The sequence below is a fragment of the Bariatricus sp. TF06-38A genome (assembly GCF_027690675.1).
GTDB lineage: Bacteria > Bacillota > Clostridia > Lachnospirales > Lachnospiraceae > Allocoprococcus > Allocoprococcus comes.
Map to the genome: position 1 here is coordinate 190,706 of NZ_JAQFCE010000003.1, position 24,421 is coordinate 215,126.

Annotated in this window: 22 protein-coding genes; 19 read left to right on the top strand and 3 right to left on the bottom strand. The window is 44.4% G+C overall.

Annotated features, from left to right (window positions below):
• Positions 1-126: 126 nt before the first annotated feature.
• Complete coding sequence (locus PG418_RS04780; RefSeq protein WP_055156586.1) at positions 127-933, bottom strand: ABC transporter permease; 807 nt, start codon at positions 931-933, stop codon at positions 127-129.
• Positions 926-1,693 (bottom strand): ABC transporter ATP-binding protein, encoded by a 768-nt coding sequence (locus tag PG418_RS04785; protein ID WP_055156588.1) that lies wholly within the window; start codon positions 1,691-1,693, stop codon positions 926-928. Before PG418_RS04785 ends, PG418_RS04780 begins: the two co-directional genes overlap by 8 nt.
• Before the next feature lie 188 nt (positions 1,694-1,881).
• On the opposite strand from PG418_RS04785, the gene PG418_RS04790 reads away from it, so the two are divergent.
• The 12 genes from PG418_RS04790 to PG418_RS04845 all read left to right on the top strand — a co-directional run bounded on the left by PG418_RS04790 (position 1,882) and on the right by PG418_RS04845 (position 16,154).
• Positions 1,882-2,544, top strand: a complete 663-nt coding sequence (locus tag PG418_RS04790) for an epoxyqueuosine reductase QueH (RefSeq protein ID WP_055248342.1) — start codon at positions 1,882-1,884, stop codon at positions 2,542-2,544.
• Positions 2,545-2,620: 76 nt separating this feature from the next.
• Positions 2,621-4,000: an argininosuccinate lyase gene (argH, locus tag PG418_RS04795; RefSeq protein ID WP_498837142.1), complete on the top strand. Its 1,380-nt coding sequence runs from the start codon at positions 2,621-2,623 to the stop codon at positions 3,998-4,000.
• Between the two features lie 183 nt (positions 4,001-4,183).
• A complete protein-coding gene (asd, locus tag PG418_RS04800) occupies positions 4,184-5,269 on the top strand; it encodes an aspartate-semialdehyde dehydrogenase (RefSeq protein ID WP_008372310.1) in 1,086 nt (361 codons plus the stop codon).
• A 100-nt stretch (positions 5,270-5,369) separates the two neighbouring features.
• Positions 5,370-7,475: a polyphosphate kinase 1 gene (gene ppk1 / locus PG418_RS04805; protein ID WP_055248284.1), complete on the top strand. Its 2,106-nt coding sequence runs from the start codon at positions 5,370-5,372 to the stop codon at positions 7,473-7,475.
• A 115-nt stretch (positions 7,476-7,590) separates the two neighbouring features.
• A complete protein-coding gene (locus PG418_RS04810; RefSeq protein WP_175305721.1) occupies positions 7,591-9,642 on the top strand; it encodes a DNA topoisomerase in 2,052 nt (683 codons plus the stop codon).
• The gene (locus PG418_RS04815; protein ID WP_498837143.1) at positions 9,639-10,310 is read left to right on the top strand and encodes an LbetaH domain-containing protein; all 672 of its coding nucleotides are present in this window, start codon (positions 9,639-9,641) and stop codon (positions 10,308-10,310) included. Before PG418_RS04810 ends, PG418_RS04815 begins: the two co-directional genes overlap by 4 nt.
• 6 nt (positions 10,311-10,316) lie before the next feature.
• Positions 10,317-11,120, top strand: a complete 804-nt coding sequence (locus PG418_RS04820; protein ID WP_055156598.1) for an MBL fold metallo-hydrolase — start codon at positions 10,317-10,319, stop codon at positions 11,118-11,120.
• Positions 11,121-11,512: 392 nt separating this feature from the next.
• Positions 11,513-12,583 (top strand): recombinase RecA, encoded by a 1,071-nt coding sequence (gene recA, locus PG418_RS04825; protein WP_173686341.1) that lies wholly within the window; start codon positions 11,513-11,515, stop codon positions 12,581-12,583.
• 8 nt (positions 12,584-12,591) lie between these two features.
• A complete protein-coding gene (locus tag PG418_RS04830; RefSeq protein ID WP_498837157.1) occupies positions 12,592-13,203 on the top strand; it encodes a regulatory protein RecX in 612 nt (203 codons plus the stop codon).
• A 72-nt stretch (positions 13,204-13,275) separates the two neighbouring features.
• Positions 13,276-14,826, top strand: a complete 1,551-nt coding sequence (gene rny / locus PG418_RS04835; protein ID WP_008372294.1) for a ribonuclease Y — start codon at positions 13,276-13,278, stop codon at positions 14,824-14,826.
• Between the two features lie 180 nt (positions 14,827-15,006).
• Positions 15,007-15,546, top strand: a complete 540-nt coding sequence (locus PG418_RS04840) for an NUDIX hydrolase (protein WP_195254974.1) — start codon at positions 15,007-15,009, stop codon at positions 15,544-15,546.
• Positions 15,547-15,611: 65 nt separating this feature from the next.
• Positions 15,612-16,154: a stage II sporulation protein M gene (locus tag PG418_RS04845; protein ID WP_243002775.1), complete on the top strand. Its 543-nt coding sequence runs from the start codon at positions 15,612-15,614 to the stop codon at positions 16,152-16,154.
• Between the two features lie 97 nt (positions 16,155-16,251).
• Here the strand turns inward: PG418_RS04845 and PG418_RS04850 are convergent, their stop codons facing one another.
• Positions 16,252-17,559 carry an oligosaccharide flippase family protein gene (locus PG418_RS04850; protein ID WP_498837144.1) on the bottom strand — a complete coding sequence of 436 codons (1,308 nt, stop codon included), beginning with the start codon at positions 17,557-17,559 and terminating at the stop codon, positions 16,252-16,254.
• A 137-nt stretch (positions 17,560-17,696) separates the two neighbouring features.
• Between PG418_RS04850 and PG418_RS04855 the strand changes: the two genes are divergently transcribed.
• The 7 genes from PG418_RS04855 to PG418_RS04885 all read left to right on the top strand — a co-directional run bounded on the left by PG418_RS04855 (position 17,697) and on the right by PG418_RS04885 (position 24,419).
• Positions 17,697-18,140, top strand: a complete 444-nt coding sequence (locus PG418_RS04855; RefSeq protein ID WP_055260503.1) for an RrF2 family transcriptional regulator — start codon at positions 17,697-17,699, stop codon at positions 18,138-18,140.
• Complete coding sequence (gene nifS, locus PG418_RS04860; RefSeq protein ID WP_022220116.1) at positions 18,133-19,317, top strand: cysteine desulfurase NifS; 1,185 nt, start codon at positions 18,133-18,135, stop codon at positions 19,315-19,317. The genes PG418_RS04855 and nifS overlap by 8 nt, the downstream gene beginning before the upstream one ends.
• Positions 19,318-19,352: 35 nt before the next feature.
• Positions 19,353-19,796, top strand: coding sequence for a Fe-S cluster assembly scaffold protein NifU (gene nifU / locus PG418_RS04865; RefSeq protein ID WP_008372281.1), 444 nt, complete (start codon positions 19,353-19,355; stop codon positions 19,794-19,796).
• Positions 19,797-19,819: 23 nt separating this feature from the next.
• Complete coding sequence (mnmA, locus tag PG418_RS04870) at positions 19,820-20,899, top strand: tRNA 2-thiouridine(34) synthase MnmA (protein WP_195488138.1); 1,080 nt, start codon at positions 19,820-19,822, stop codon at positions 20,897-20,899.
• Between the two features lie 110 nt (positions 20,900-21,009).
• On the top strand, positions 21,010-21,813 hold the full coding sequence (locus PG418_RS04875) for a histidinol-phosphatase HisJ family protein (protein ID WP_195488139.1): 804 nt from the start codon (positions 21,010-21,012) through the stop codon (positions 21,811-21,813).
• 137 nt (positions 21,814-21,950) lie between these two features.
• Complete coding sequence (gap, locus tag PG418_RS04880) at positions 21,951-22,964, top strand: type I glyceraldehyde-3-phosphate dehydrogenase (protein ID WP_117834545.1); 1,014 nt, start codon at positions 21,951-21,953, stop codon at positions 22,962-22,964.
• A gap of 261 nt (positions 22,965-23,225) precedes the next feature.
• Positions 23,226-24,419: a phosphoglycerate kinase gene (locus PG418_RS04885; RefSeq protein WP_022220114.1), complete on the top strand. Its 1,194-nt coding sequence runs from the start codon at positions 23,226-23,228 to the stop codon at positions 24,417-24,419.
• The last annotated feature ends 2 nt before the right edge of the window (positions 24,420-24,421 follow it).

The following is a 24,421-nucleotide window of genomic DNA, read 5'->3' on the forward strand; positions in this document are numbered from 1 at the left end:
AAAATTTATTATTTTTTATTGTCCTCTTGACGGGGAGCATACCAGAAATGATCTGAAAAGTATGGTTCCTTTTTGAAAAAGCGAGGGAGAAAGAAGAGACTTTCTCTGTGAAGTTTCTGATAAATATCAGGAAATCTTACACCGGCAAAGATACCACTTCTCGATCAGTCCGATCAGAGCATAGAGCAGCATGGCGATCACGCAGAGGATGCAGATGCTCATCAGCAGCCAGTCGAGCTTGAAGACCTGACTGCCGTAGATGATCATATAGCCAAGTCCTTCCCTGCCGCCGATAAATTCTCCGATGATCACGCCCACCAGACAGAGCCCGATATTGACCTTCATGGTGCTGATGATCGCCGGAATGCAGCTTGGGATCACTACCTTGGAGAGGGCATGGAGCCGGTTTCCGTGAAGAGTGTAGATGAGCATGATTTTATCTGGGTCTACTTCGGAAAATTCGGAATAGAGGTTCAGTATGCTCCCGAAGATTGCAACAGACATTCCGGCAATGATAATTGTTGTGCGGTTTGCGCCGAGCCAGACAATGAGAAGCGGAGCAAGCGCAGATTTTGGCAGGCTGTTCAGCACCACCAGATAAGGCTCCAGGATTTCCGAAAGCTTCCGGAAGAGCCAGAGAAGAACGGTGACAAAAAGGCTGAAGAAGATCACCAGGATAAAACTGACCAGGGTTTCGTAAAGAGTCACTCCGATATGACGGAAAATACTGCCGTCACCGGTCATTTCCAGAAAACACAGGGCAATCCGGGAAGGACTGCTGAAAATGAAAGAGTCGATCAGTCCTGTATTTGCCGAAAATTCCCAGAGAAAGAGGAATGTCAGCAAGATGGAGACTCTGGAAACAACAATGATCCGTTTATGTCTGCGGTGCATATTCAGGTAATGCAGCTGGTTTTTTGAAAGTTCATTCATCCGGGTTCAGCTCCTTCCAGATCAGATTGAAATAAGTCTTAAATTCCGGGGCATTGCGGCGGGCAAGCGGGGAAAGTCCCGGATCAGAAAAGGAAACATTGACCGTCTGCCCAATGGTTGCCGGACGGCTTGTGAGAACAAGGATCCGGTCAGCAAGACTGACCGCTTCGGCAAGGTCATGGGTGACAAGGATCGCTGTTTTTTTCTCTTTTTTGATAATCTGCCCGATATCATCACTGACATTTAACCGGGTCTGATAATCCAAGGCAGAAAAGGGTTCATCCAAAAGCATGATATCCGGCTTCAGGACCAGCGTGCGGATCAGCGCGGCTCTCTGGCGCATTCCTCCGGAAAGTTCGGATGGTTTTGCATTTGCAAAGGCATTCAGGCCGTATTGTGTAAGAAGGGCTCTTGCCAGTGCGCGGGAACGGGCAGTCAGTGCATGCTGGATCTCGAGACCGAGAAGAACGTTCTGATAGATGGTACGCCACTCAAGAAGTTCATCCTTTTGCAGCATATATCCGATGCCGGAAGTATTGTCCGGATGATAGCTGCCGTTTATTTTGATGAGACCTTTTTCCGGGGTGAGAAGACCCGCAATCAGGTGGAGCAGTGTAGATTTTCCGCACCCGGAGGGACCGACCAGAGCAATAAATTCCCCTTCGCGGACCGAAAAGGTGATGTCTTTCAGGGCGTAGGTTTCTCCTTCCAGTGTATGGTAAGCATAATGAACGTTTTTCAGTTCCAGTGCATATTGCATGATAATCCTCCAGATACAGAAACGATCATAAGTCTTTTACTTACAGTTTATGAGAAATAAGAAAAAGCGTGTGTGCATCTGGCTGGAATGGAGCGGAAAAAGAAAAACAGAGCAGAAAAGATATTGTGCGAAGAGAACAGCTGCACTATAATAAGAAACAAATCTGCAATATGAGGAGAGATGAACAGATGCAGAAAAAGAATTACCAGAAAGAACTGGATAAAAAGATAGAACAGATCGTATCGGAAAAGAAGGTTCCACGTCTGTTCCTTCACAGCTGTTGTGCACCATGCAGCAGTTATGTGCTGGAATATCTGTCGGAATATTTTGAGATTACGGTTTTTTATTACAATCCGAATATTTTTCCGGAATCCGAATTTGAAAAACGGATCCACGAACAGGAGAAGCTGATCCGTGAGCTTCCGGCGAAACATACGATCCATTTTCAGGCGGGAAATTATGACAGTGAAAAATTTTACGAGATGGCGAAGGGACTGGAGATGATTCCGGAAGGTGGAGAGCGGTGCTTCAGGTGTTATGAGCTCAGACTCCGGGAAGCTGCGAGATTTGCAAAAGAAGGCAGATATGATTATTTCACCACAACCCTTTCCATCAGTCCGCTGAAAAATGCACAGAAGCTGAATGAGATTGGTGAGCGGCTTGCCGGGGAATATGGAGTGGCTTATCTGGTTTCGGATTTTAAAAAGAGAAATGGATATAAGCGTTCAACCGAGCTGTCAAAGATCTACGGACTTTACCGCCAGGACTATTGTGGCTGTATTTATTCCAAAAATCAGAGAGAACGGGAAAAGAAACTTCGGGAGGAAGAGGAAAGTTCTGTGAAAAGTTAAGAGGGGAACTTTACAGAATCCGACATTCTATGGTACACTAAAGCACAGAATTACGTTGAAGAAAAGAGGGAAAGCTATGGCACAGTTATGGGGAGGACGTTTTACGAAAGAAACCGACAAACTGGTTTATAATTTCAATGCGTCCATTTCATTTGATAAACGATTTTATGAGCAGGATATCCAGGGCAGCAAGGCGCATGTTATGATGCTTGCAAAGCAGGGAATCTTGACAGACGATGAGAAGCAGCAGATTCTGGACGGACTGGAAAGCATCCACAGGGATGTAGAGAACGGAAAGCTTGAGATTACAGAGGAATACGAAGATATCCACAGTTTTGTAGAGGCAAATCTGATCGACCGGATCGGGGATGCAGGAAAGAAGCTGCATACCGGAAGAAGCCGTAATGACCAGGTTGCACTGGATATGAAGCTTTATACAAGAAGTGAGATCACCGCACTGCAGGGACTGGTTGTGGATATGCTCCGCGAACTTCTTGCGATCATGAAGGACAACACCGAGACGATCATGCCTGGATTTACTCATCTGCAGAAAGCGCAGCCGATCACACTGGCACACCATATGGGTGCTTATTTTGAAATGTTCAAAAGAGACCATATGCGTCTGAAAGATATTTACAAAAGAATGAATACCTGTCCGCTTGGATCCGGAGCACTTGCAGGAACTACTTATGATCTGGACAGAGCATACACCGCAGAGCTTCTCGGATTTGACGGACCGACACTGAACAGTATGGATTCGGTATCGGACCGTGATTATCTGATCGAGCTGATGAGTGCTCTATCTACGATTATGATGCATTTAAGCCGCTTCTCAGAAGAAGTGATCATCTGGAATTCCAATGAATACCAGTTTGTCGATATCGATGACAGCTACAGCACCGGAAGCAGTATCATGCCACAGAAGAAGAATCCGGATATTGCGGAACTTGTTCGTGGAAAGACAGGACGTGTATACGGTGCACTGACTTCGATCCTGACTACAATGAAAGGAATTCCGCTTGCTTACAATAAAGATATGCAGGAGGACAAAGAGCTGGTATTTGATGCCATCGATACCGTGAAAGGATGCCTGGCTTTATTTACCGGAATGCTCGCAACCATGAAGTTCAACAAAGAACGTATGCTGGAAAGCTGCAGACACGGATTTACCAATGCAACAGATGCAGCTGACTATCTGGTAAATCACGGGGTACCGTTCCGTGATGCACATGGAATCGTAGGAAAGCTGGTACTTTATTGCATCGATAAGAAGATTGCGTTAGATGATATGTCACTGGAAGAATATAAGGAGATCTCTCCGGTATTTGAAGAAGATATTTATGATGCAATCAGCATGGAGACCTGTGTCAATAAGAGAAATACGATCGGTGCACCTGGACCGGAAGCTATGAAAAAGGTGATCGCGCTTCACGAAGAGTATCTGGAAGAGTGCTAATCGTTATAAGGAAAATGAGCATTGCTGGTCACAGGTACTGGGAACAGTAACATGAACGTTAATAAGTAGACATAGTTTTTCAATTGTCAGGGTTGAAAAATGTCGGAAAATGCGCTATGATATACAAATCACGCGTACAAATGTGCGCATCAAAAAGACAAAACAGGAAATGAGGACATAAAAATGGATCAGAAATTAAGAGTAGGTATTCTTGGTGCAACAGGAATGGTAGGACAGAGATTTATCTCTCTGCTGGAAAATCATCCGTGGTTTGAGGTAGTAACACTGGCTGCAAGCCCGCGTTCCGCAGGGAAGACATATGAAGAAGCAGTCGGAGACCGCTGGAAAATGGACACTCCGATGCCGGAAGCAGTCAAGAAGATCGTTGTACATAATGTCAACGAAGTAGAAGAAGTTGCAAAGACAGTTGACTTTGTATTCAGTGCAGTTGATATGTCAAAAGATGAGATTCGTGCGATCGAGGAAGCATACGCAAAGACAGAGACACCGGTTGTATCTAATAACAGTGCCCACAGATGGACACCGGATGTACCGATGGTAATCCCGGAAGTAAACCCGGAACATTTTGCAGTCATCGAAGACCAGAAAAAGCGTCTTGGAACTACAAGAGGATTTATCGCAGTAAAACCAAACTGTTCGATCCAGAGCTATGCGCCTTGCCTTGCAGCATGGAAAGAATTCGGGCCAAAAGAACTGGTTGTTACAACCTACCAGGCAATTTCAGGTGCAGGAAAGACCTTTAAAGACTGGCCGGAAATGGTAGAAAATATCATTCCATTCATTGGTGGAGAAGAAGAAAAGAGCGAGCAGGAACCGCTTCGTGTTCTCGGCAGAGTTGAAAATGGACAGATCGTAAAAGCAGATTCTCCGAAGATCACATGCCAGTGTGTACGTGTACCGGTTCTTAACGGACATACCGCTGCCGTATTTATCAATTTTGAAAAGAAACCAACCAAAGAGCAGCTGATCGAAAAACTGGAAAGTTTCAAAGGCTTCCCGCAGGAAGCAGAGCTTCCGAGTGCACCGAAGCAGTTCATCCGCTATATGACAGAAGACAACCGTCCGCAGGTGAAACTGGATGTAGATTATGAGAACGGAATGGGAATTTCTATCGGACGACTCAGAGAAGATTCCCTTTACGATTATAAATTTATCGGACTTTCCCACAATACAGTCCGCGGTGCGGCAGGAGGAGCTGTTCTCTGTGCTGAGACACTGACTGCAAAAGGCTTTATCACAAAGAAATAGCTTTTGCAGGAAAGTTTAAAAGAAGTTAACTTTTCTTTCTTCTGATTCAGTGGTAGAATGAAATTATACCAGTGTAAAGGAAGAGTGAAGGTGGGCTAATATGAAAAAAGAAATGCAGAACTATACACAGAACAGAGAACTGTCCTGGCTGAAGTTCAATCAGAGGGTACTGGAGGAAGCAAAGGATTCTTCAGTACCCCTTCTTGAAAGAATGAAGTTTGTATCCATTTTTACAAGCAACCTGGATGAATTTTTTATGATCCGCGTAGGAAGCCTGTATGATATGTCGCTTACGGATAACAGCACGATCGACAGCCGTTCGGGGATGAATCCGAAAGAGCAGCTGGATGCAATCTTTGCGGCTGTAGCACCATTGTATAAAGAGCGGGACAAGACTTACTCGGAGATCAAGAAGCTGCTGAATCCATACGGTGTCTGTGGACTATCGATAAAAGAGCTGGAGCAGCAGGAAAAGAAGTATGTGAAAAAGTACTTCAAAGACCAGATCCTACCGATCCTGTCTCCACAGATCGTGGATGCCAATCATCCATTCCCACATCTGCTCAATAAGGAACTGTATGTGATCGCAAGTCTGAAGCAGAATGGAACTTCCATGATTGGAATCGTACCGGTTCCACAGTTTGTGTCAGACATTTTATATCTTCCGGGCCATGATATCCGTTATATTCGTATGGAAAAGGTGATCATGGAATATCTGGATGTGGTGTTCGACAAATACGAGGTATCGAACAAGAATTATATCTGCGTGACAAGGAATGCAGATGTGTCGCCGGACGATGAGGCACTGGAGATCAATGATGATTTCCGCCTGCTGATGCAGGAAACCCTTCACAAGCGCCGCAGAATGGCAGTGGTCCGCATGGAGACAGCGGAGCCGCTGGATAAGGAACTGGAAAAGTATTTCTGTGACAAATTTAAGATCACACCGGCACAGATCTACCGGACCAAGATGCCGATGAAGCTGGATTATATTTTTTCGATTATGGATAAGGTTCCGGCATCGCTGAAACGTTCTCTGATCGACGAACCGTTTACTCCGCAGCCGTCCCGCTATCTGACGGATGGAAAAGTGATTCCGCAGGTAAAGAAAAAAGATATACTTCTTTCTTATCCGTATGAGAGTATGGATCCGTTTCTGCGTATGATCAAGGAAGCGGCTTATGATCCGACCGTTCTTACGATCAGGATCACAATCTACCGTCTGGCAAAGAAGGCACGGCTGGTAGAGTACTTATGTGCAGCGGCCGAGAACGGCAAAGAGGTTACGGTTTTGATCGAGCTGAGAGCCAGATTCGATGAACAGAACAATATTGACTGGTCCGAACGTCTGGAAGAAGCAGGATGCCGTGTGATTTACGGATTTGAAGGTTATAAGGTGCATTCCAAGATCTGTCTGATCACTTACCGGAACCGTAACAATATCGAATACATTACGCAGGTGGGAACCGGAAACTACAATGAAAAGACAGCGACGATGTATACGGATGTGTCGCTGATCACAGCGGATAAGGGAATCGGAGAGGATGCAGCCGTCTTCTTCAAGAATATGTCCATTGGCAATCTCAATGGAAGCTATCAGCATATTATTGTTTCACCGACCAGTCTGAAACCAAAGGTGCTTTCACTGATGGACGAGGAGATCAAAAAGGGAACGAACGGACGGATCATCATGAAGATGAATTCTGTGACGGATGTAGATTTTATCCAGAAGGTTTCCGAGGCATCGAATGCAGGGGTGAAGGTGGATCTGATCGTCCGTGGGATCTGCTGTATTCTTCCGGGAGTCAAAGGGTACACAGAGAATCTCCGTGTGACCAGTATTGTCGGACGTTATCTTGAGCATCCGCGTATTTTCCTTTTTGGAACCGGAGCGGATCAGAAAATCTATATCGGTTCCGCAGATATGATGACGCGTAATACGGAAAAACGCGTGGAAGTGGCATGTCCGGTTTACGATGAAACTATCAGGAAACAGCTGACACATATGCTGAAGATCATGCTTGCGGACAATGTAAAAGCGCGGGAATTAAAGAGTGACGGCAAATACTACATGAAAGAAAAAGGAACTTCAAAAGTCAATTCCCAGGAATATTTTATGCGTGAAGCAATTACCGTCAGACATCCGGAAGGACGGACAAAACAAAGCTTCGTTGATAAAATCCGGAAGATTTTTCGAAGAAAATAATTTGTTTTATGTTCTGAATATGATATGATAAAAAAGTGGAGCTGGTATCAGCTTCACTTTTTAAACGCTGTGAGAGTTGCTATAGCGTGAAAATACAGGAGTACAAAATTATTATATGGGTAAATCGGTATATATTGCAGAAAAGCCGAGTGTGGCACAGGAATTTGCCAAGGCACTGCATTTGAATTTGAAAAGAAAAGACGGATATCTGGAATCAGATGAGGCGATCGTAACATGGTGTGTTGGTCACCTTGTCACGATGAGTTATCCGGAAGTATATGATGAAAAGTATAAGAGATGGTCTTTGCAGACACTGCCATTCATTCCGCAGGAATTTCTCTATGAGGTGATACCGGGAGTAAAGAAGCAGTTTGAGATCGTAAAAGGAATACTGACCAGGAAGGATGTAGACCGGATTTATGTCTGTACCGACTCGGGAAGAGAAGGAGAATACATTTACCGTCTGGTGGAACAGATGGCAGGCGTAAAAGGGAAAGAACGCCGGCGTGTGTGGATCGATTCCCAGACGGAGGAAGAGATCCTTAGAGGAATCCGTGAGGCGAAGGATCTGTCAGAATACGATAATCTGTCAGCTTCGGCTTATCTCCGTGCGAAGGAAGATTATCTGATGGGAATCAACTTTTCCAGACTTCTGACACTCAAATATGGAAACAGCATTTCAAATTATCTTGGGAATAAATACACGGTTGTATCTGTCGGACGTGTGATGACCTGTGTCCTTGGAATGGTCGTAAGGCGGGAACGGGAGATCCGTGAATTTGTTAAAACGCCGTTCTATCGTGTGATCGAATCGGTAAATGTAGACGGACATACTTTTACCGGTGAGTGGCGTGCAGTGAAAGGTTCGGCTTATTTTGAGTCTCCAAAGCTCTATAAAGAGAATGGATTTAAAGAGAAAGAGGAGGCAAAAAAGCTGATCGCTGTTTTGAAAGAGGGAACATCCCCTCTTACCTGCCGGATTGTATCCATCGAAAAGAAAAAAGAGAAAAAGAATCCGCCACTTCTGTTTAACCTTGCAGAACTTCAGAACGAATGCTCCAAACGGTTCAAGATCAGTCCGGATGAAACGCTCCGCATTGTGCAGGAGCTTTACGAGAAGAAGCTTGTCACCTATCCGAGAACAGACGCCAGAGTGCTTTCGACAGCAGTATCAAAGGAGATCACAAAGAACCTGAACGGGCTGAGTAAATACCAGATGGCTGCACCATATATGCAGGATATTCTGCATTACGGAGCATATAAAAATCTGGCAAAGACGCGTTATGTCAATGACAAGCAGATCACGGATCATTATGCGATCATCCCGACAGGACAGGGACTTTCAGCATTGAATTCGGTATCTGCAACAGCTCATCATGTGTATGATGTGATCGTCCGGAGGTTTCTGGGTATCTTCTATCCTCCGGCAGTTTATCAGAAAGTGGCGTTGGTAACACAGATCGGAAAAGAACAGTTTTTCTCCAACTTCCGTGTACTTGCGGAAGAAGGATATCTGAAGGTGGCAGGGGTCCCTGCCCCAAAGAAAAATGCAAATGGAAATGACGCGGAAGGAGATGGAAGTGATAACAATGTGGATCTGGATGCCGCATTTTTTGCATCCATCCAGAAGCTAAAAAAAGGTGATATCCTGGATGTGAAATCACTGGATATCAAAGAGGGAGAAACTTCACCGCCGAAGAGATACAATTCCGGTTCCATGATCCTTGCGATGGAAAATGCAGGTCAGCTGATCGAGGATGAGGAACTTCGTGCGCAGATCAAAGGAAGCGGGATCGGAACCAGTGCGACCAGGGCGGAGATCCTGAAAAAGCTCTTCAATATCAAATATCTGGCACTGAATAAAAAGACGCAGGTGATCACACCGACGCTTCTTGGAGAAATGATCTATGATGTGGTGTTGAATTCTATCCGTTCACTTCTGAATCCGGAGCTGACGGCAAGCTGGGAAAAGGGGCTTAACTATGTGGCAGAGGGAGAAATTACATCGGATGAATATATGACAAAACTGGATCATTTTATTGTCAGCAGAACCAACGGAGTACTGGGAATGAATAACCAGTATCAGTTAAGAAGCTGCTATGACAGGGCAGCAGCATTTTATAAAAAAGAAACCAAAGGCAGAGCATCGAAAGGAAAGAAAGAATGAAAGAAATGACGGTTAAAGAAATGTATACGCTGGAAGAGACAATCGCAAAGGATTTGTTTGAAGGAGTGACCTACCCGTGGGAAGTACTTCCGAAAATCAGCAGTTTTATCCTGGAACTGGGTGCGTCTCTTCCGGAAGAAGAGTATGAAAAACGTGGAGAAAATGTGTGGGTTGCCAGATCCGCAAAGGTTGCACCGACTGCATTTATCGGCGGTCCGACGATCATCGGAAAGGACGCAGAGGTAAGACACTGTGCGTTTATCCGTGGAAATGCGATCGTAGGAGAAGGTGCAGTTGTCGGAAATTCTACCGAGCTGAAAAATGTGGTCCTCTTCAATAAAGTACAGGTTCCACATTATAATTATGTGGGGGATTCAATCCTTGGATACAAGTCACATATGGGAGCAGGTTCTATCACATCTAATGTGAAATCCGATAAAAAACTGGTGGTTGTAAAGACGCCGGAAGGAAATATCGAGACCGGTATGAAAAAGTTCGGCGCGATGCTGGGTGACCATGTAGAAGTTGGATGTGGAACCATTCTGAACCCGGGAAGTGTAGTAGGACCGCATACCAATATTTATCCACTTTCTTCGGTGAGAGGATTTGTGCCTGGAGGAAGTATTTACAAATATGCAGGTGAAGTGGTTGAAATGAGACAGGAGTAATGACGGATGAAGCTTACAATACTTGGAACGGGAAATGCAACAGTAACGGAATGCTATAATACATGTTTTGCCCTCTCGGATGGAAACAGGCATTTTCTGGTAGATACCGGCGGCGGAAACCGTATTTTAAAGGTGTTAAAAGACACCGGGATCCAGCTGGAAGACATTCACGATATTTTTATTACCCATGAACATATCGATCATCTTCTGGGCGTGATCTGGCTGATACGGATGATCGGGCAGAAGAAGATCGGCCAGGGGAAATATGAGGGGAATCTGCGGATCTACTGCCATGAAGAGCTGGCAAGATCAATCCGCATGATCGCAGAACTTACGATCCAGAAAAAGGTGACGAAATATTTTGATGACCGGATTCTTTTTGTGCCGGTGCATCACGGAGAGACAAAGGAAATCCTTGGCTGTCCGGTCACCTTTTTCGATATTTTTTCCACGAAGGCAAAGCAGTTCGGATTTACGATGCTGCTTCCGAACGGAGTGAAGTTTACCTGCTGCGGTGACGAACCGTACAATGAGAAAGATTATGAATTTGTGAAAGGCAGTGACTGGCTGACCCATGAGGCGTTCTGCCTGTATGGAGAAGCAGATAAGTTCAAGCCTTATGAAAAGCACCACAGTACTGTGAAAGAAGCATGTCAGCTTGCCGAGGAGCTTCAGATTCCGCATCTGATCCTGTATCATACGGAAGAGATGCATCTTAAGGAGAGGAAAGAGCTTTATACGCGGGAAGGACGGGAGTACTATCACGGGAAGTTGTTTGTACCGGATGATCTTGAGGTGTTTGAGCTTTAGATTGCAGGACGGGCGGTCTGCGGGAAAATAGAAGACGGACGTGCTTTTAATAAAATAAACCGAACAGATTTAGTTGTGCAGGGCATTCCGATGAGCCTCCGAATGCGAAAATTATGTCAGCAGTGGCTTCCGAGAAGAAGTGTTCTGGTTGTGGGGGAAGGGGGAGATGTGGTATGATGGGGGAGTCAGAAGCTTTGGGGATCTGGGCGAGAAAGGTTTTCGGGAGGGGTTCGGTTTCTTCTCCGGGGAAGGTGAGACGTGTGGATCTGATTTAAAATGTAGTTGACAAACCAGAACATATGTACTAATATAGAACCAGAACAAACATTCGTTCGATGGAGAGCGTGGGCGAAGAATCTGGGATAAGGAGATTAATGATGGCGAATAATACAATGAATGATGAGAATAAAAAGAAAGCATTAGACGCAGCAATTGCAAAGCTTGAGAAAGATTTTGGTAAGGGAGCAGTTATGAAGCTGGGTGATCCGGCGGCACAGGTGCATGTTGAGACGGTTCCGACCGGTTCTCTGAGTCTGGATCTGGCACTTGGTGTTGGCGGCGTTCCGAAAGGACGTATTATTGAAATTTATGGACCTGAATCAAGTGGTAAGACGACAGTCGCATTACATATGATCGCAGAAGTACAGAAAAGAGGCGGCATTGCGGGATTTATCGATGCAGAGCATGCACTGGATCCGGTATATGCGAAGAATATCGGTGTAGATATTGATGAACTTTACATTTCACAGCCAGACAGCGGAGATCAGGCATTGGAGATTACTGAGACAATGGTACGTTCCGGTGCGATTGACATTATCGTAGTCGATTCTGTTGCAGCACTTGTTCCGAAGCAGGAGATTGAGGGTGATATGGGTGATACACATGTAGGTCTGCAGGCAAGACTGATGTCACAGGCACTCAGAAAGCTGACACCGGTTATCAGTAAATCAAACTGTGTTGTAATCTTTATCAACCAGCTGCGTGAGAAGGTTGGCGTTATGTTCGGTAATCCGGAGACAACAACGGGTGGACGGGCACTGAAGTTCTATTCATCTGTCCGTATGGATGTCCGCAGAACTGAGACTCTGAAGCAGGGCGGAGAGATGGTTGGTAACCATGTCCGCGTGAAGATCGTGAAGAATAAAATTGCACCTCCGTTTAAGGAAGCAGAATTTGATATCATGTTCGGAAAAGGAATTTCCAGAGAAGGAGATATCCTGGATCTTGCGACGAAGATTGATCTGGTCAATAAGAGTGGTGCATGGTATGCATACAACGGAGAAAAGATCGGTCAGGGACGTGAGAATGCAAAGTCTTATCTGGCAGCACATCCGGAGATTATGGAAGAGATTGAAGAAAAAGTCCGTGCGCATTACGGAATCGGTGCAGAAGGGCAGGAAGCAGAAGAACCGGCACAGGCTGCTCCGGCAGATGCTGAAGAAGTGATGGATGAGGAAGAATAAAACATATGATGAGAATTACCCGAATCGAGCCAGTTACAAAGACAAAGTATCGGGTATCTGTTGATGAGCAGTTCGCCTTTGTGGTTTACAAAGGCGAACTGTCCCGTTTTCACCTGAAAGAAGAGTGTGAATTGACAGAGGATACTTATGCAAAGATCAAAGAAGTCCTTTTGAAGCGGGCAAAGCTTCGTGCGATGCACCTGCTGAATGACATGGCAAGAACTGAATCCCAGCTCAGAGATAAATTAAAGTTGGGCGGCTATCCATCGGAGATCACCGAAGCGGCGATTACCTATGTGAAATCATTTGGATATATCAATGATGACGCCTACATTCGGAACTTTATAGACAGCAGGAAAGATAAAAAGAGCAGACGGGAGATTTATGCCCTTCTGAGACAGAAGGGCGTGGATATGAACCGGGCAGAAGAGATCATGGAAGAGATGTATGAAGAGCATTCCGATCAGGAAGCAATCCGGGAGCTTCTTCGCAAAAAACACTGGGACTTTGCCTGTACAGATCCGAAAGAAAAGCAGAAAATATATGGATATTTGGTGCGGAAAGGATTTCGTTACGAAGATATCCGTCAAGTAATACAAGTTTGCGATTGGAATGCTTGACATATTTGTGAAAACAGTATAGAATTTAAGTGTTGTATTTGTACAATGAAAACTAAATAAGGAGGTGCTCCTGTGCTGATACCTATAATTATTGCTGTAGTTGTTACGCTTATAGTAGTAATGCCGGTTACTTATTTTGTTACTGTTTCCAAGTTGAAGAACGATGCAAATTCTAAAATTGGGAACGCTGATGTAAAAGCAAGAGAAATTATTGATGATGCTTTGAAGACAGCAGAGACAAAGAAGAAGGAAGCACTTTTGGAAGTAAAGGAAGAGTCCATCAAGACAAAGAATGAACTTGAAAAAGAGACTAAGGAACGCAGAGCTGAACTTCAGCGTTATGAAAAGCGTGTACTTTCAAAAGAAGAATCTCTGGATAAGAGATCTGCGGCAATTGAGCAGAGAGAGACTGCATTTACTGCAAAAGAGACAGCGATGAAGCAGCGGGAGGCTGAAGTTGAAGAACTCAGCCAGAAAAGAGTACAGGAACTAGAAAGAATCTCAGGACTTACCTCCGAACAGGCAAAGGATTATCTATTAAAAACTGTTGAAGAAGATGTGAAACATGACACTGCCAAGATGGTGAAAGAGCTTGAAACACGTGCAAAGGAAGAGGCTGACAAGAAGGCGAAAGAGTATGTTGTCACCGCAATCCAGAGATGTGCGGCAGATCATGTGGCTGAAACTACGATCTCGGTAGTTCAGCTTCCAAGTGACGAGATGAAGGGTAGAATTATCGGACGAGAGGGACGGAATATCCGTACTCTTGAGACACTGACAGGAGTAGAGCTTATTATTGATGATACTCCGGAGGCAGTTGTTCTTTCCGGATTTGATCCAATCCGAAGAGAAGTGGCAAGAATTGCACTGGAGCGTTTGATCGTAGATGGACGAATCCATCCTGCAAGAATCGAAGAGATGGTTGAAAAAGCGCAGAAAGAAGTAGAGACTATGATGCGCGAAGAAGGAGAGGCAGCAGCACTTGAAGTTGGTGTACACGGCATCCATCCAGAACTGATTCGTCTTCTTGGACGTATGAAGTTCAGAACGAGCTACGGTCAGAATGCACTGAAGCATTCAATCGAGGTTGCTCAGCTATCCGGATTGCTTGCGGGCGAGATCGGGCTGGATGTCCGTATCGCAAAGCGTGCAGGTCTTTTACATGACATCGGTAAATCGATCGATCACGATGTAGAAGGTTCACATGTTCAGATTGGTGTAGACCTTTGTAGAAAATACAAAGAGTCGCCGCTTATTATCAACGCGGTAGAAGCACATCATGGTGATGTAGAACCACAGTCTCTGATTGCAGGCGTTGTTCAGGCAGCAGATGCGATTTCGGCTGCAAGACCAGGTGCAAGAAGAGAAACCTTGGAGACATACACAAACAGATTAAAACAGTTAGAAGATATTACCAACCAATTTAAAGGGGTTGAGAAGTCATTTGCTATTCAGGCGGGTAGAGAGATTCGCGTAATGGTAGTTCCAGAACAAGTATCTGATGATGATATGGTATTGCTGGCAAGAGATATTTCAAAACAGATTGAATATGAATTGGAATATCCAGGTCAGATTAAAGTAAATGTAATCCGGGAATCCCGTGTTACAGATTATGCTAAATAACACGATAATCAGAAAACGACAGCCGTCCAAAAGATTCAATCTTTTGGATGGCTGTATTTAATTTACGCGAGCAACGAGCCAAAGTCCGTGCTTGCACGAGGCCTTGGCGACTGCCGCGATAACTTGAGAAACTCGCGGAGCGTGTTTCTCATAGTTGTGTGAAAAGGAAGTGGAAAACGGATGAAAAAAGAAATCAAACGTGTAAAAAGAGAAAGGGCATATCAGGGAACAATTGTTGATGTATACAAAGATTATATGGAGTTTTCCAATGGAAATCATGAGGTGTGGGACTATATCCACCACAAAGGGGCTGCTGCTGTGATACCTGTGATGGATGACGGCAGACTCCTGATGGTAAGACAGTACCGGAATGCACTGGATCGCTTTACACTGGAGCTTCCGGCAGGAGGGCTGGACCAAGCAGATGAACCGGGACGAGACTGTTCGGCAAGAGAATTGGAAGAAGAGACCGGATATCACAGTGATGATCTGGAATGGCTGATCACGCTTCGAACAACTGTAGCACTTTGCAACGAAAAAATCGAAGTTTATGTGGCACGAAACCTGATCCGTACCCATCAGCATCTGGATGAGAATGAATTTGTGAATGTAGAGGCACATACGGTTGAAGAATTGAAGCAGATGATCTTTGAAGGAAAGATTGAAGATTCCAAGACTGTAGCCGCTATCCTTGCCTATGATGCAAAGTATAACAGATAAAGTGAACGCATAATTGACAACTCCGGACATATAATGAACTATGTGAAATTATTGGAGGCCGGAATGTGGAATTTTATCGGAAGAAATATCAGCTGCCCATGCTATATCTGATCGGTTTTGGAATGGGTATCTTATATGCTAATTTTATTGCGAAAAATTATGTTACGATGACTGGAATTTTCCATGAATATTTTCTAAATCAGTATACACAGGTGAAAATCATAAATGAAGATTACCTGTGGTACCTGCTCAGATGGAGAGTGATGCCTCTGGCGTTAGCGGTCTGTGTGGCAAATCTGGGGTTTCGCAGACTGACAGCAGCCGGAATCCTCCTTTGGACAGGCTTTGCAGCAGGGATACTGTCTGTGGCGGCAGTTTTAAGGATGGGCCTTTGCGGAATGCTGCTGTGTATTGCCGGTATTTTCCCGCAATATATTTTTTATGTACCGGCATATCTTCTATTGATCCGGTATTATTATCGTTATCCGCAAAGTGAATGGAATGGAACAAAAACAGGATTTACTGTTATGATGATCGTGGCGGGAATTTTGTCTGAGGTGTATTTAAACCCTGGGATTGTCCGTTGGTTTGTGAAGGTTCTTACATAGCAGGAATGTGTTCAGCCACATTTTAGCGTCAGGTGATAGAAAATGGCAGAAAGCCCTCTTACTGAACAATTCGGTAAAGAGGACTTTTTGCCGTTTTTTATCGCCCTTGTTTTATCAGGAGAAACATGCAGCAGCCAAATGTAAGAAGCTGGCTTGCAAGCAGTGCCCACAGATAGCCAAGAATCCCGAACTGCGGAATCAGAAATAGAACACCACAGATTCGTACTGCCAGGGTGAACAGATTGATCAGAAAAGTTTTTCCGGCAAGATCCAGACCATTTAACACACTGATCAGTGCGGTGTTACTATAGAGAAAAGGACAGATAAATGCTAGTGTTAAGATATAATTTCCGGCTTCTGGTGTATGAAAGATCCGTCTGCTGATAAAGCCGGATGCGGTAAAGAAAAATAGCAGGCAGGCAAAACCAAGAAACAGGCAGAAAAAAATAACTTTCCGCAAAAGCTGCGGAAGAGCATGCTTTTTCTGAGCATCCGGCATACTGGCAACTTCGGGGAGGAGCATTGTGGAGATGGAATTGGTGAGGGCAGATGGGAATAAAATGCAAGGAAGGGCAATTCCGGTCAGAATTCCGTAGGTGCTAAGAGAAGCGGAGATACTCATTCCATACTTTTGCAGGGCAAGTGGAATAGAAATTGCTTCCAGACTCTGAAAAAGATTCAGAAGGACTCTGCTTGCGGTCAGTGGAAGGGCAGAAAAAAGCAGGGGAGGAACAGCAGAAAGAGCCGGCTCCCGGTGTGAGGATAAAGGTTGCCCGGCAGTTCTGAGCTTATGGATGCAAAGAAAAGCGGCTGCAATTTCACCACCGACAATTCCGAGGACAGCAATTGCGACAGATGGTGTAAAAGCGGTATGAGCATCGGCTGTATAGAGGAAGATAACAAAAAAGATCCGGACCAGCTGTTCAAATAATTGGGAGAGGGCAGGAAGCCGGATCTGCTTGAGCCCCAGAAAGTAACCACAGCTGCAACTGTGCAGAGCTGCAAATGGAAGTGCATATGCTATCAGGAAGATGAGAGAGGCGCATCGGGGATCACCAAGTATGACTGTGGTGAGGAAAACAGCATTTTTCTGCAACAGAAAAAGACAGCAGATGGAAAGAAAAAGAGAACAAAGCAGTGCTGCTTTCAGGTAAGAATAAGCTTTTGCAGACTGCTTTTTTGCAGAAGAGGCGGCAACCAGGCGCGCCAGAGCCGTCTCGATCCCTGCTGAAGTTGCAGCATAAGCAAGTGTGTAGACAGGGAAAATCAGCTGATACAGACCGATTTCTTCTGCAGGGAAAGATCTGCTGAGAAAAATACGGTAAAAAAATCCCATTACACGGGTGAGAATGCCGACTACAGTAAGGATAAAAGTTCCTTTCAGGAGAAAATGTTTTTGTGACATAGCAGCTCCAAAGGCATTTTTGTTTTAAAATATATGCAAGAAAGAGCCTTGACAGAACATAACAGAGGTGATATTCTCAATTTGCAAGAAATCCTAGTAAAACAGTGGGATATAAAAAATAAAGAGAAGGTGATGGATTGAAGATCTCAACGAAGGGTCGTTATGGTTTGCGCGCCTTTATCGATCTTGCGTGTTATGGCGCAGAAGAACCGGTTTCCATCAGCAGTATATCAGCCAGGCAGGAGATATCGGAACGATATCTGGAACAGCTCATGGCGAAGCTGAAAAAGGCAGGTCTTGTCAAGAGTATCCGTGGAGCGGGAGGAGGATATCGGCTGGCAAAGGATGCGGCGGAAGTTTCTGTTGGTGATGTGCTCAGAGCACTTGAAGGAGACCTGGAACCTGCGACTTGTGCAGCACTTCATTCGGAAGACAGCTGCGAGATCCAGGGCAGCTGTATCACGAAATATGTCTGGAAGAAAGTCAATGAAAGCATGGCACAGACGGTAGACAGTATTATGATAAATACCCTTGTGGAAATGAATAAAGAAATAAAGAAAGAAGGACAAAAAGATGAGTAAATTAATTTATTTGGATAACGCAGCAACAACAAAAACTGCACCAGAAGTTCTGGAAGCAATGCTGCCATATTTTACAGAGCAGTATGGCAATCCTTCTGCGATCTACAGCTTCGCATCCCATAACAAAGATGTTGTGGCAGAACAGAGAGAAAGAATCGCAAACGCACTCGGTGCAAAGAGCAACGAAATTTATTTTACAGCCGGCGGATCAGAGTCTGACAACTGGGCACTCAAAGCAACCGCTGAGGCTTATCAGAATAAAGGAAAACATATTATCACAACTAAGATCGAACATCATGCGATCCTGCATACAGCAGCTTATTTGGAAGAACGTGGGTTTGAAGTGACTTATCTTGATGTGGATGAATACGGAAAAGTAAATCCGGCAGATGTGGAAGCAGCAATCCGCCCGGATACCATCCTGATCTCTGTAATGTATGCAAACAACGAGATCGGAACAATTGAACCGATCAAAGAGATCGGTGAGATCGCCCACAAACATGGTATCCTGTTCCACACAGACGCCGTACAGGCTTTCGGACAGGTCCCGATCAATGTAGATGAATGTCATATTGATATGTTAAGTGCCAGCGGACACAAGCTGAACGGACCAAAAGGAATCGGATTCCTCTATATCAGAAAAGGCGTGAAGATCCGTTCCTTTGTTCATGGTGGGGCACAGGAAAGAAAACGTCGTGCAGGTACAGAAAATGTTCCGGGTATTGTTGGAATCGGTACAGCAACAAAACGTGCTATCGCTACGATGGAAGAACGTACAGCAAAAGAGCGCGAGATGAGAGATTATCTGATCAAACGTGTGATGGAAGAAATCCCGTACACCAAGCTGAACGGACATCCGACAGACCGTCTGCCAAATAACGCAAACTTCTGCTTCCGTTTCATTGAGGGCGAATCTATGCTGATCCGTCTTGATATGGCAGGAATTTGTGGATCCAGTGGATCTGCATGTACATCCGGATCTCTTGATCCATCCCATGTACTTCTTGCAATCGGACTGCCGCACGAGATTGCGCATGGATCTCTGCGCCTGACTCTGAATGAAGAGATCACAAAAGAAGACATTGATTATGTAGTAGATCAGCTTAAGACAATCGTAAGCGATTTACGCGGAATGTCACCGCTTTATGAAGATTTTGCAAAAAAACAGAATAAATAATTCGATAAAAAATACAGCTTTAGGAGGAATTTACAATGTATACAGAGAAAGTAATGGATCATTTTCAGCATCCACGTAATATGGGAGAAATCGAGAACGCAAGCGGAGTGGGTACTGTTGGTAACGCCAAATGTGGTGATATCATGAGAATCTACCTTGATATTGATGATAACGGAATTATTAATGATGTAAAATTTAAGACATTCGGATGTGGCGCGGCTGTTGCAACAAGCAGTATGGCGACAGAACTTGTAAAGGGAAAACATATTTCAGAAGCAATGCAGGTAACAAACAAAGCCGTTATGGAAGCACTTGACGGACTGCCGCCGGTTAAGGTACACTGTTCTTTACTGGCAGAGGAGGCAATCCATGCAGCACTGTGGGATTATGCAGAGAAGCACGGGATCAAGATCGAAGGACTCCAGAAGCCGAAGAACGATATCAGTGAAGGTGAAGAAGCAGAAGAGGAAGAGTATTAGAATTTTCTGCAGGAGAAAAGAGAATGGTAAAAAAGAAAGTGGTAGTCGGAATGTCAGGTGGTGTCGACTCATCGGTAGCGGCATATCTTCTAAAAGAACAGGGATATGATGTGATCGGTGTGACGATGCAGATCTGGCAGGACGAAGAATCGAAAATACAGGAAGAAAACGGCGGATGCTGTGGACTCAGCGCGGTAGATGATGCCAGAAAAGTTGCGGCACAGATCGGCATTCCGTATTATGTGATGAATTTCAAGAAGGATTTTCAGGAGAAGGTAATCGATTATTTTGTGGATGAATATTTGCATGGCCGGACACCAAATCCGTGCATTGCGTGTAACCGTTATGTAAAATGGGAATCTCTTCTTACACGGAGCATGGAGATCGGAGCAGACTATATTGCAACAGGTCACTATGCGAGAGTAGAACAGTTGCCGAACGGACGCTATGCGATCCGGCATTCGGCAACCTGGTCAAAAGACCAGACCTATGCGCTTTATAATCTTACCCAGGATCAGCTGAGAAGAACGCTGATGCCTGTCGGTGAATACGAAAAAGACCAGATCCGCGAGATCGCAAAAGAGATCGGATTGCAGATTGCGAACAAACCGGACAGTCAGGATATCTGTTTTGTATCCGATGACGATTATGCATCTTTTATTGAAGAAGAAAGTAACCAGAAAATCCCGGAAGGTAATTTTGTAACACCGGATGGAAAGATTCTGGGACGGCATAAAGGAATCATCCACTATACGATCGGACAGAGAAAAGGACTTGGACTTTCTCTTGGGTATCCGGCATTCGTGCTTGAGATCCGTCCGGATACGAATGAAGTTGTGATAGGGACGAATGAAGATCTGATGACGACGCGTGTCCGTGCAAATAAGCTAAACTTTATGACAGTAGAGGAGCTGGAAGGTGAGATGCGCGTATTTGCCAAAATCAGATACAACCATAAAGGGGACTGGTGCACAGTCCGCAAAACGGGAGAAGATGAGATAGAGTGCATCTTTGAGACACCGCAGAGAGCGGTTACACCGGGGCAGGCACTGGTACTGTATGATGGAGATTATGTACTTGGAGGCGGAACAATTCTGGGATAGCTCAGAATTGTTCTGTTTTTTGGTATATTGGGACCGTACTGCAATCCAACAAATGATTTGCGGGAAAGCCGGGTGGATTTACACATGAAGAATGACAAGGAGGGGAAATTATGAGAGCGGACTGCCATATGCACACTTATTTTTCCGGAGATTCAGAGGCAAAACCGGAAGATATGGTTCTTGCAGCAATCGATAAAGGACTGGAAGCAATCTGTTTTACGGATCATGAAGATATTGATTATTTTTGTGATGATATTGAATTTGTGTTTGATCCGGAAACCTATTTTAAAGAGCTTGGAGCACTGAAGGAAAAGTATAAAGAGAAGCTGGATATCCGGATCGGTGTGGAGTTTGGACTTCAGCCACACCTTGCGAAGAAAGCAAAAACATTTACCGCGGCAAATCCGTATGATTTTGTGATCGGATCCATGCATGTGGTTGGTGGGAAGGATCCTTATTATCCTGAGTTCTTTGAGGGAATTTCGGATGAAGAGGCCTACCGGATGGCACTTCAGGAGACAATAGCCGATATCAGGGCTGTAGCGGATTTTGATGTGCTCGGACATCTGGATTATGTGGTACGCTATGGAAAACATCGGGAACAGGAATATTCTTACGGCAGATTTGCGGATGAAATAGATGAAATCCTGCGGTATCTTATTGAACACGGAAAAGGGCTGGAAGTCAATACGGCAGGACTGAAGTATGGTCTTCCTTTTGCACACCCGCATCCGGATGTGTTAAAAAGATACAAAAAGCTGGGGGGAGAGATCATCACCGTCGGCGCAGATGCACATAAACCAGAGCATGTAGGGTATGATTTTAACATAGTTGACAATATTCTCGAAGCATGTGGTTTTAAATATTATGCAGAATTCATAAAAAGGGCCCCGGTTTTCAGAAAAATAAAGTGAAAAAAGGGGATTGAATTTTTGTTCTGAATTTAGTACAATAAATTACAGTTGATAAATCTTAAACAATGATAAGATTTGTCAAGAAAAATGTAACTGTTATATACAGTAATACAATTTATCTTTAGGAGGACTAAATCATGGCAGTAAAAGTAGCAATCAATGGATTTGGACGTATTGGACGTCTTGCATTCAGACAGATGTTTGGAGCAGAGGGATTTGAGATCGTAGCAATCAACGACCTTACATCTCCTAAGATGCTGGCTCACTTATTAAAATATGATTCAACACAGGGAAAATATGAATTAGCTGATAAAGTATCTGCTGGAGAAGACTCCATCACAGTAGACGGAAAAGAAATCAAAATCTACGCTAAAGCTAATGCAGCTGAACTTCCATGGGGAGAAATCGGAGTAGATGTAGTTCTTGAATGTACAGGATTCTACACATCTAAAGCAAAAGCTCAGGCACATATCGATGCAGGTGCTAAACACGTTATCATTTCTGCACCGGCAGGAAATGACCTTCCTACAATCGTTTACAATGTAAACCATACACAGCTTACAAAAGATGACGCAATCATTTCTGCAGCTTCTTGCACAACAAACTGTCTTGCACCAATGGCTAAGGCTCTTAATGACCTTGCTCCGATCAAATCTGGTATCATGTGCACAATCCATGCTTACACAGGTGATCAGATGACTCTTGACGGACCACAGAGAAAAGGTGATCTGAGAAGATCTCGTGCAGCAGCAGTTAACATCGTTCCTAACAGCACAGGAGCAGCTAAAGCAATCGGACTTGTTATTCCGGAACTTAACGGAAAACTTATCGGATCTGCACAGCGTGTACCAACCCCTACAGGATCTACAACAATCCTTACAGCTGTAGTTGAAGGAAACGTAACAGTTGAACAGATTAACGCAGCTATGAAAGCAGCTTCTAACGAATCATTTGGATACAACGAAGATCAGATCGTTTCTAGCGATATCGTAGGAATGAGATTTGGTTCTCTTTTCGATTCTACTCAGACAATGGTACTTCCGCTTGACAACGGAACAACAGAAGTACAGGTTGTTTCTTGGTATGACAATGAAAACTCTTACACAAGCCAGATGGTAAGAACAATCAAACACTTCGGAACATTACTTTAATCCGTAACGTTTGTTTGGACAGGCTGAATTGATTCTTACTGGAATATTCCAGAGTTAGACTCAAGCAAGGGTCCGGTCTACATGGACCGGGCTCTTTTATTTAACAGGAAATTCTGATGGAGCTTCCTGCTAAATAAAAGGCACTATGTGCCCAAGATGTGTATTCGTGTGAAAACGCAGATTGTCGCAAGCAACTGCGCTCAGCACGGAAATGTGCCCGGCACATTCCATTTAAACGAAATGTAAACAGGAGGCAGGATTATGCTTAACAAAAAATCTGTAGATGATATCAATGTAAAAGGGAAAAAAGTCCTTGTAAGATGCGATTTTAACGTACCGCTGATCGATGGAAAGATCACAGACGAGAACCGTCTTGTTGCAGCACTTCCTACAATCAAGAAACTGATCGCTGACGGAGGAAAAGTAATCCTCTGCTCACATCTTGGTAAACCGAAGGGAGAACCGAAACCGGAGCTTTCTCTTGCACCGGTTGCAGTAAGACTTTCAGAACTTCTCGGACAGGAAGTAAAATTCGCAGCAGATCCTGAAGTAGTAGGACCAAATGCAAAAGCAGCAGTTGAAGCTATGAAAGATGGAGAGGTAATCCTTCTTGAAAATACACGTTACAGAGCAGAAGAAACAAAGAACGGAGATGAATTCTCTAAGGAACTCGCTTCTCTTTGTGATGTATTCGTAAACGATGCATTCGGAACAGCTCATCGTGCACACTGCTCTAACGTTGGTGTTACCAAATATGTTGATACAGCAGTTGTAGGATATCTTATGCAGAAAGAAATCGATTTCCTTGGAAATGCAGTAAACAATCCGGAAAGACCGTTCGTTGCAATCCTTGGTGGAGCTAAAGTTTCAAGCAAGATTTCTGTAATCGAAAACCTGATCGATAAAGTAGACACTCTGATCATTGGTGGAGGTATGTCTTATACATTCAGCAAAGCACAGGGCGGAACCGTTGGAAAATCTCTTCTTGAAGAAGATTACTGTGAATATGCACTGAACATGATTCAGAAAGCTAAAGACAAAGGCGTAAAACTCCTTCTTCCGGTAGACAACGTAATTGCAGATGATTTTTCAAATGATGCAAATATCAAAGTTGTTAAAGCTGGCGAAATTCCGGAAGGATGGGAAGGACTTGACATCGGACCAGAGACAATCAAGATCTATGCTGACGCTGTAAAAGATGCAAAGACAGTTGTATGGAACGGACCTATGGGTGCATTCGAGATGCCGAACTTTGCAAAAGGAACAGAAGAAGTCGCAAAAGCACTTGCTGAGACAGATGCAGTAACAATCATTGGTGGTGGTGATTCGGCAGCAGCAGTTAACCAGCTCGGATACGGCGACAAGATGACTCACATCTCTACAGGTGGTGGAGCTTCCCTTGAATTCCTTGAAGGTAAGGAACTGCCAGGTGTAGCAGCTGCTAACGATAAATAAGC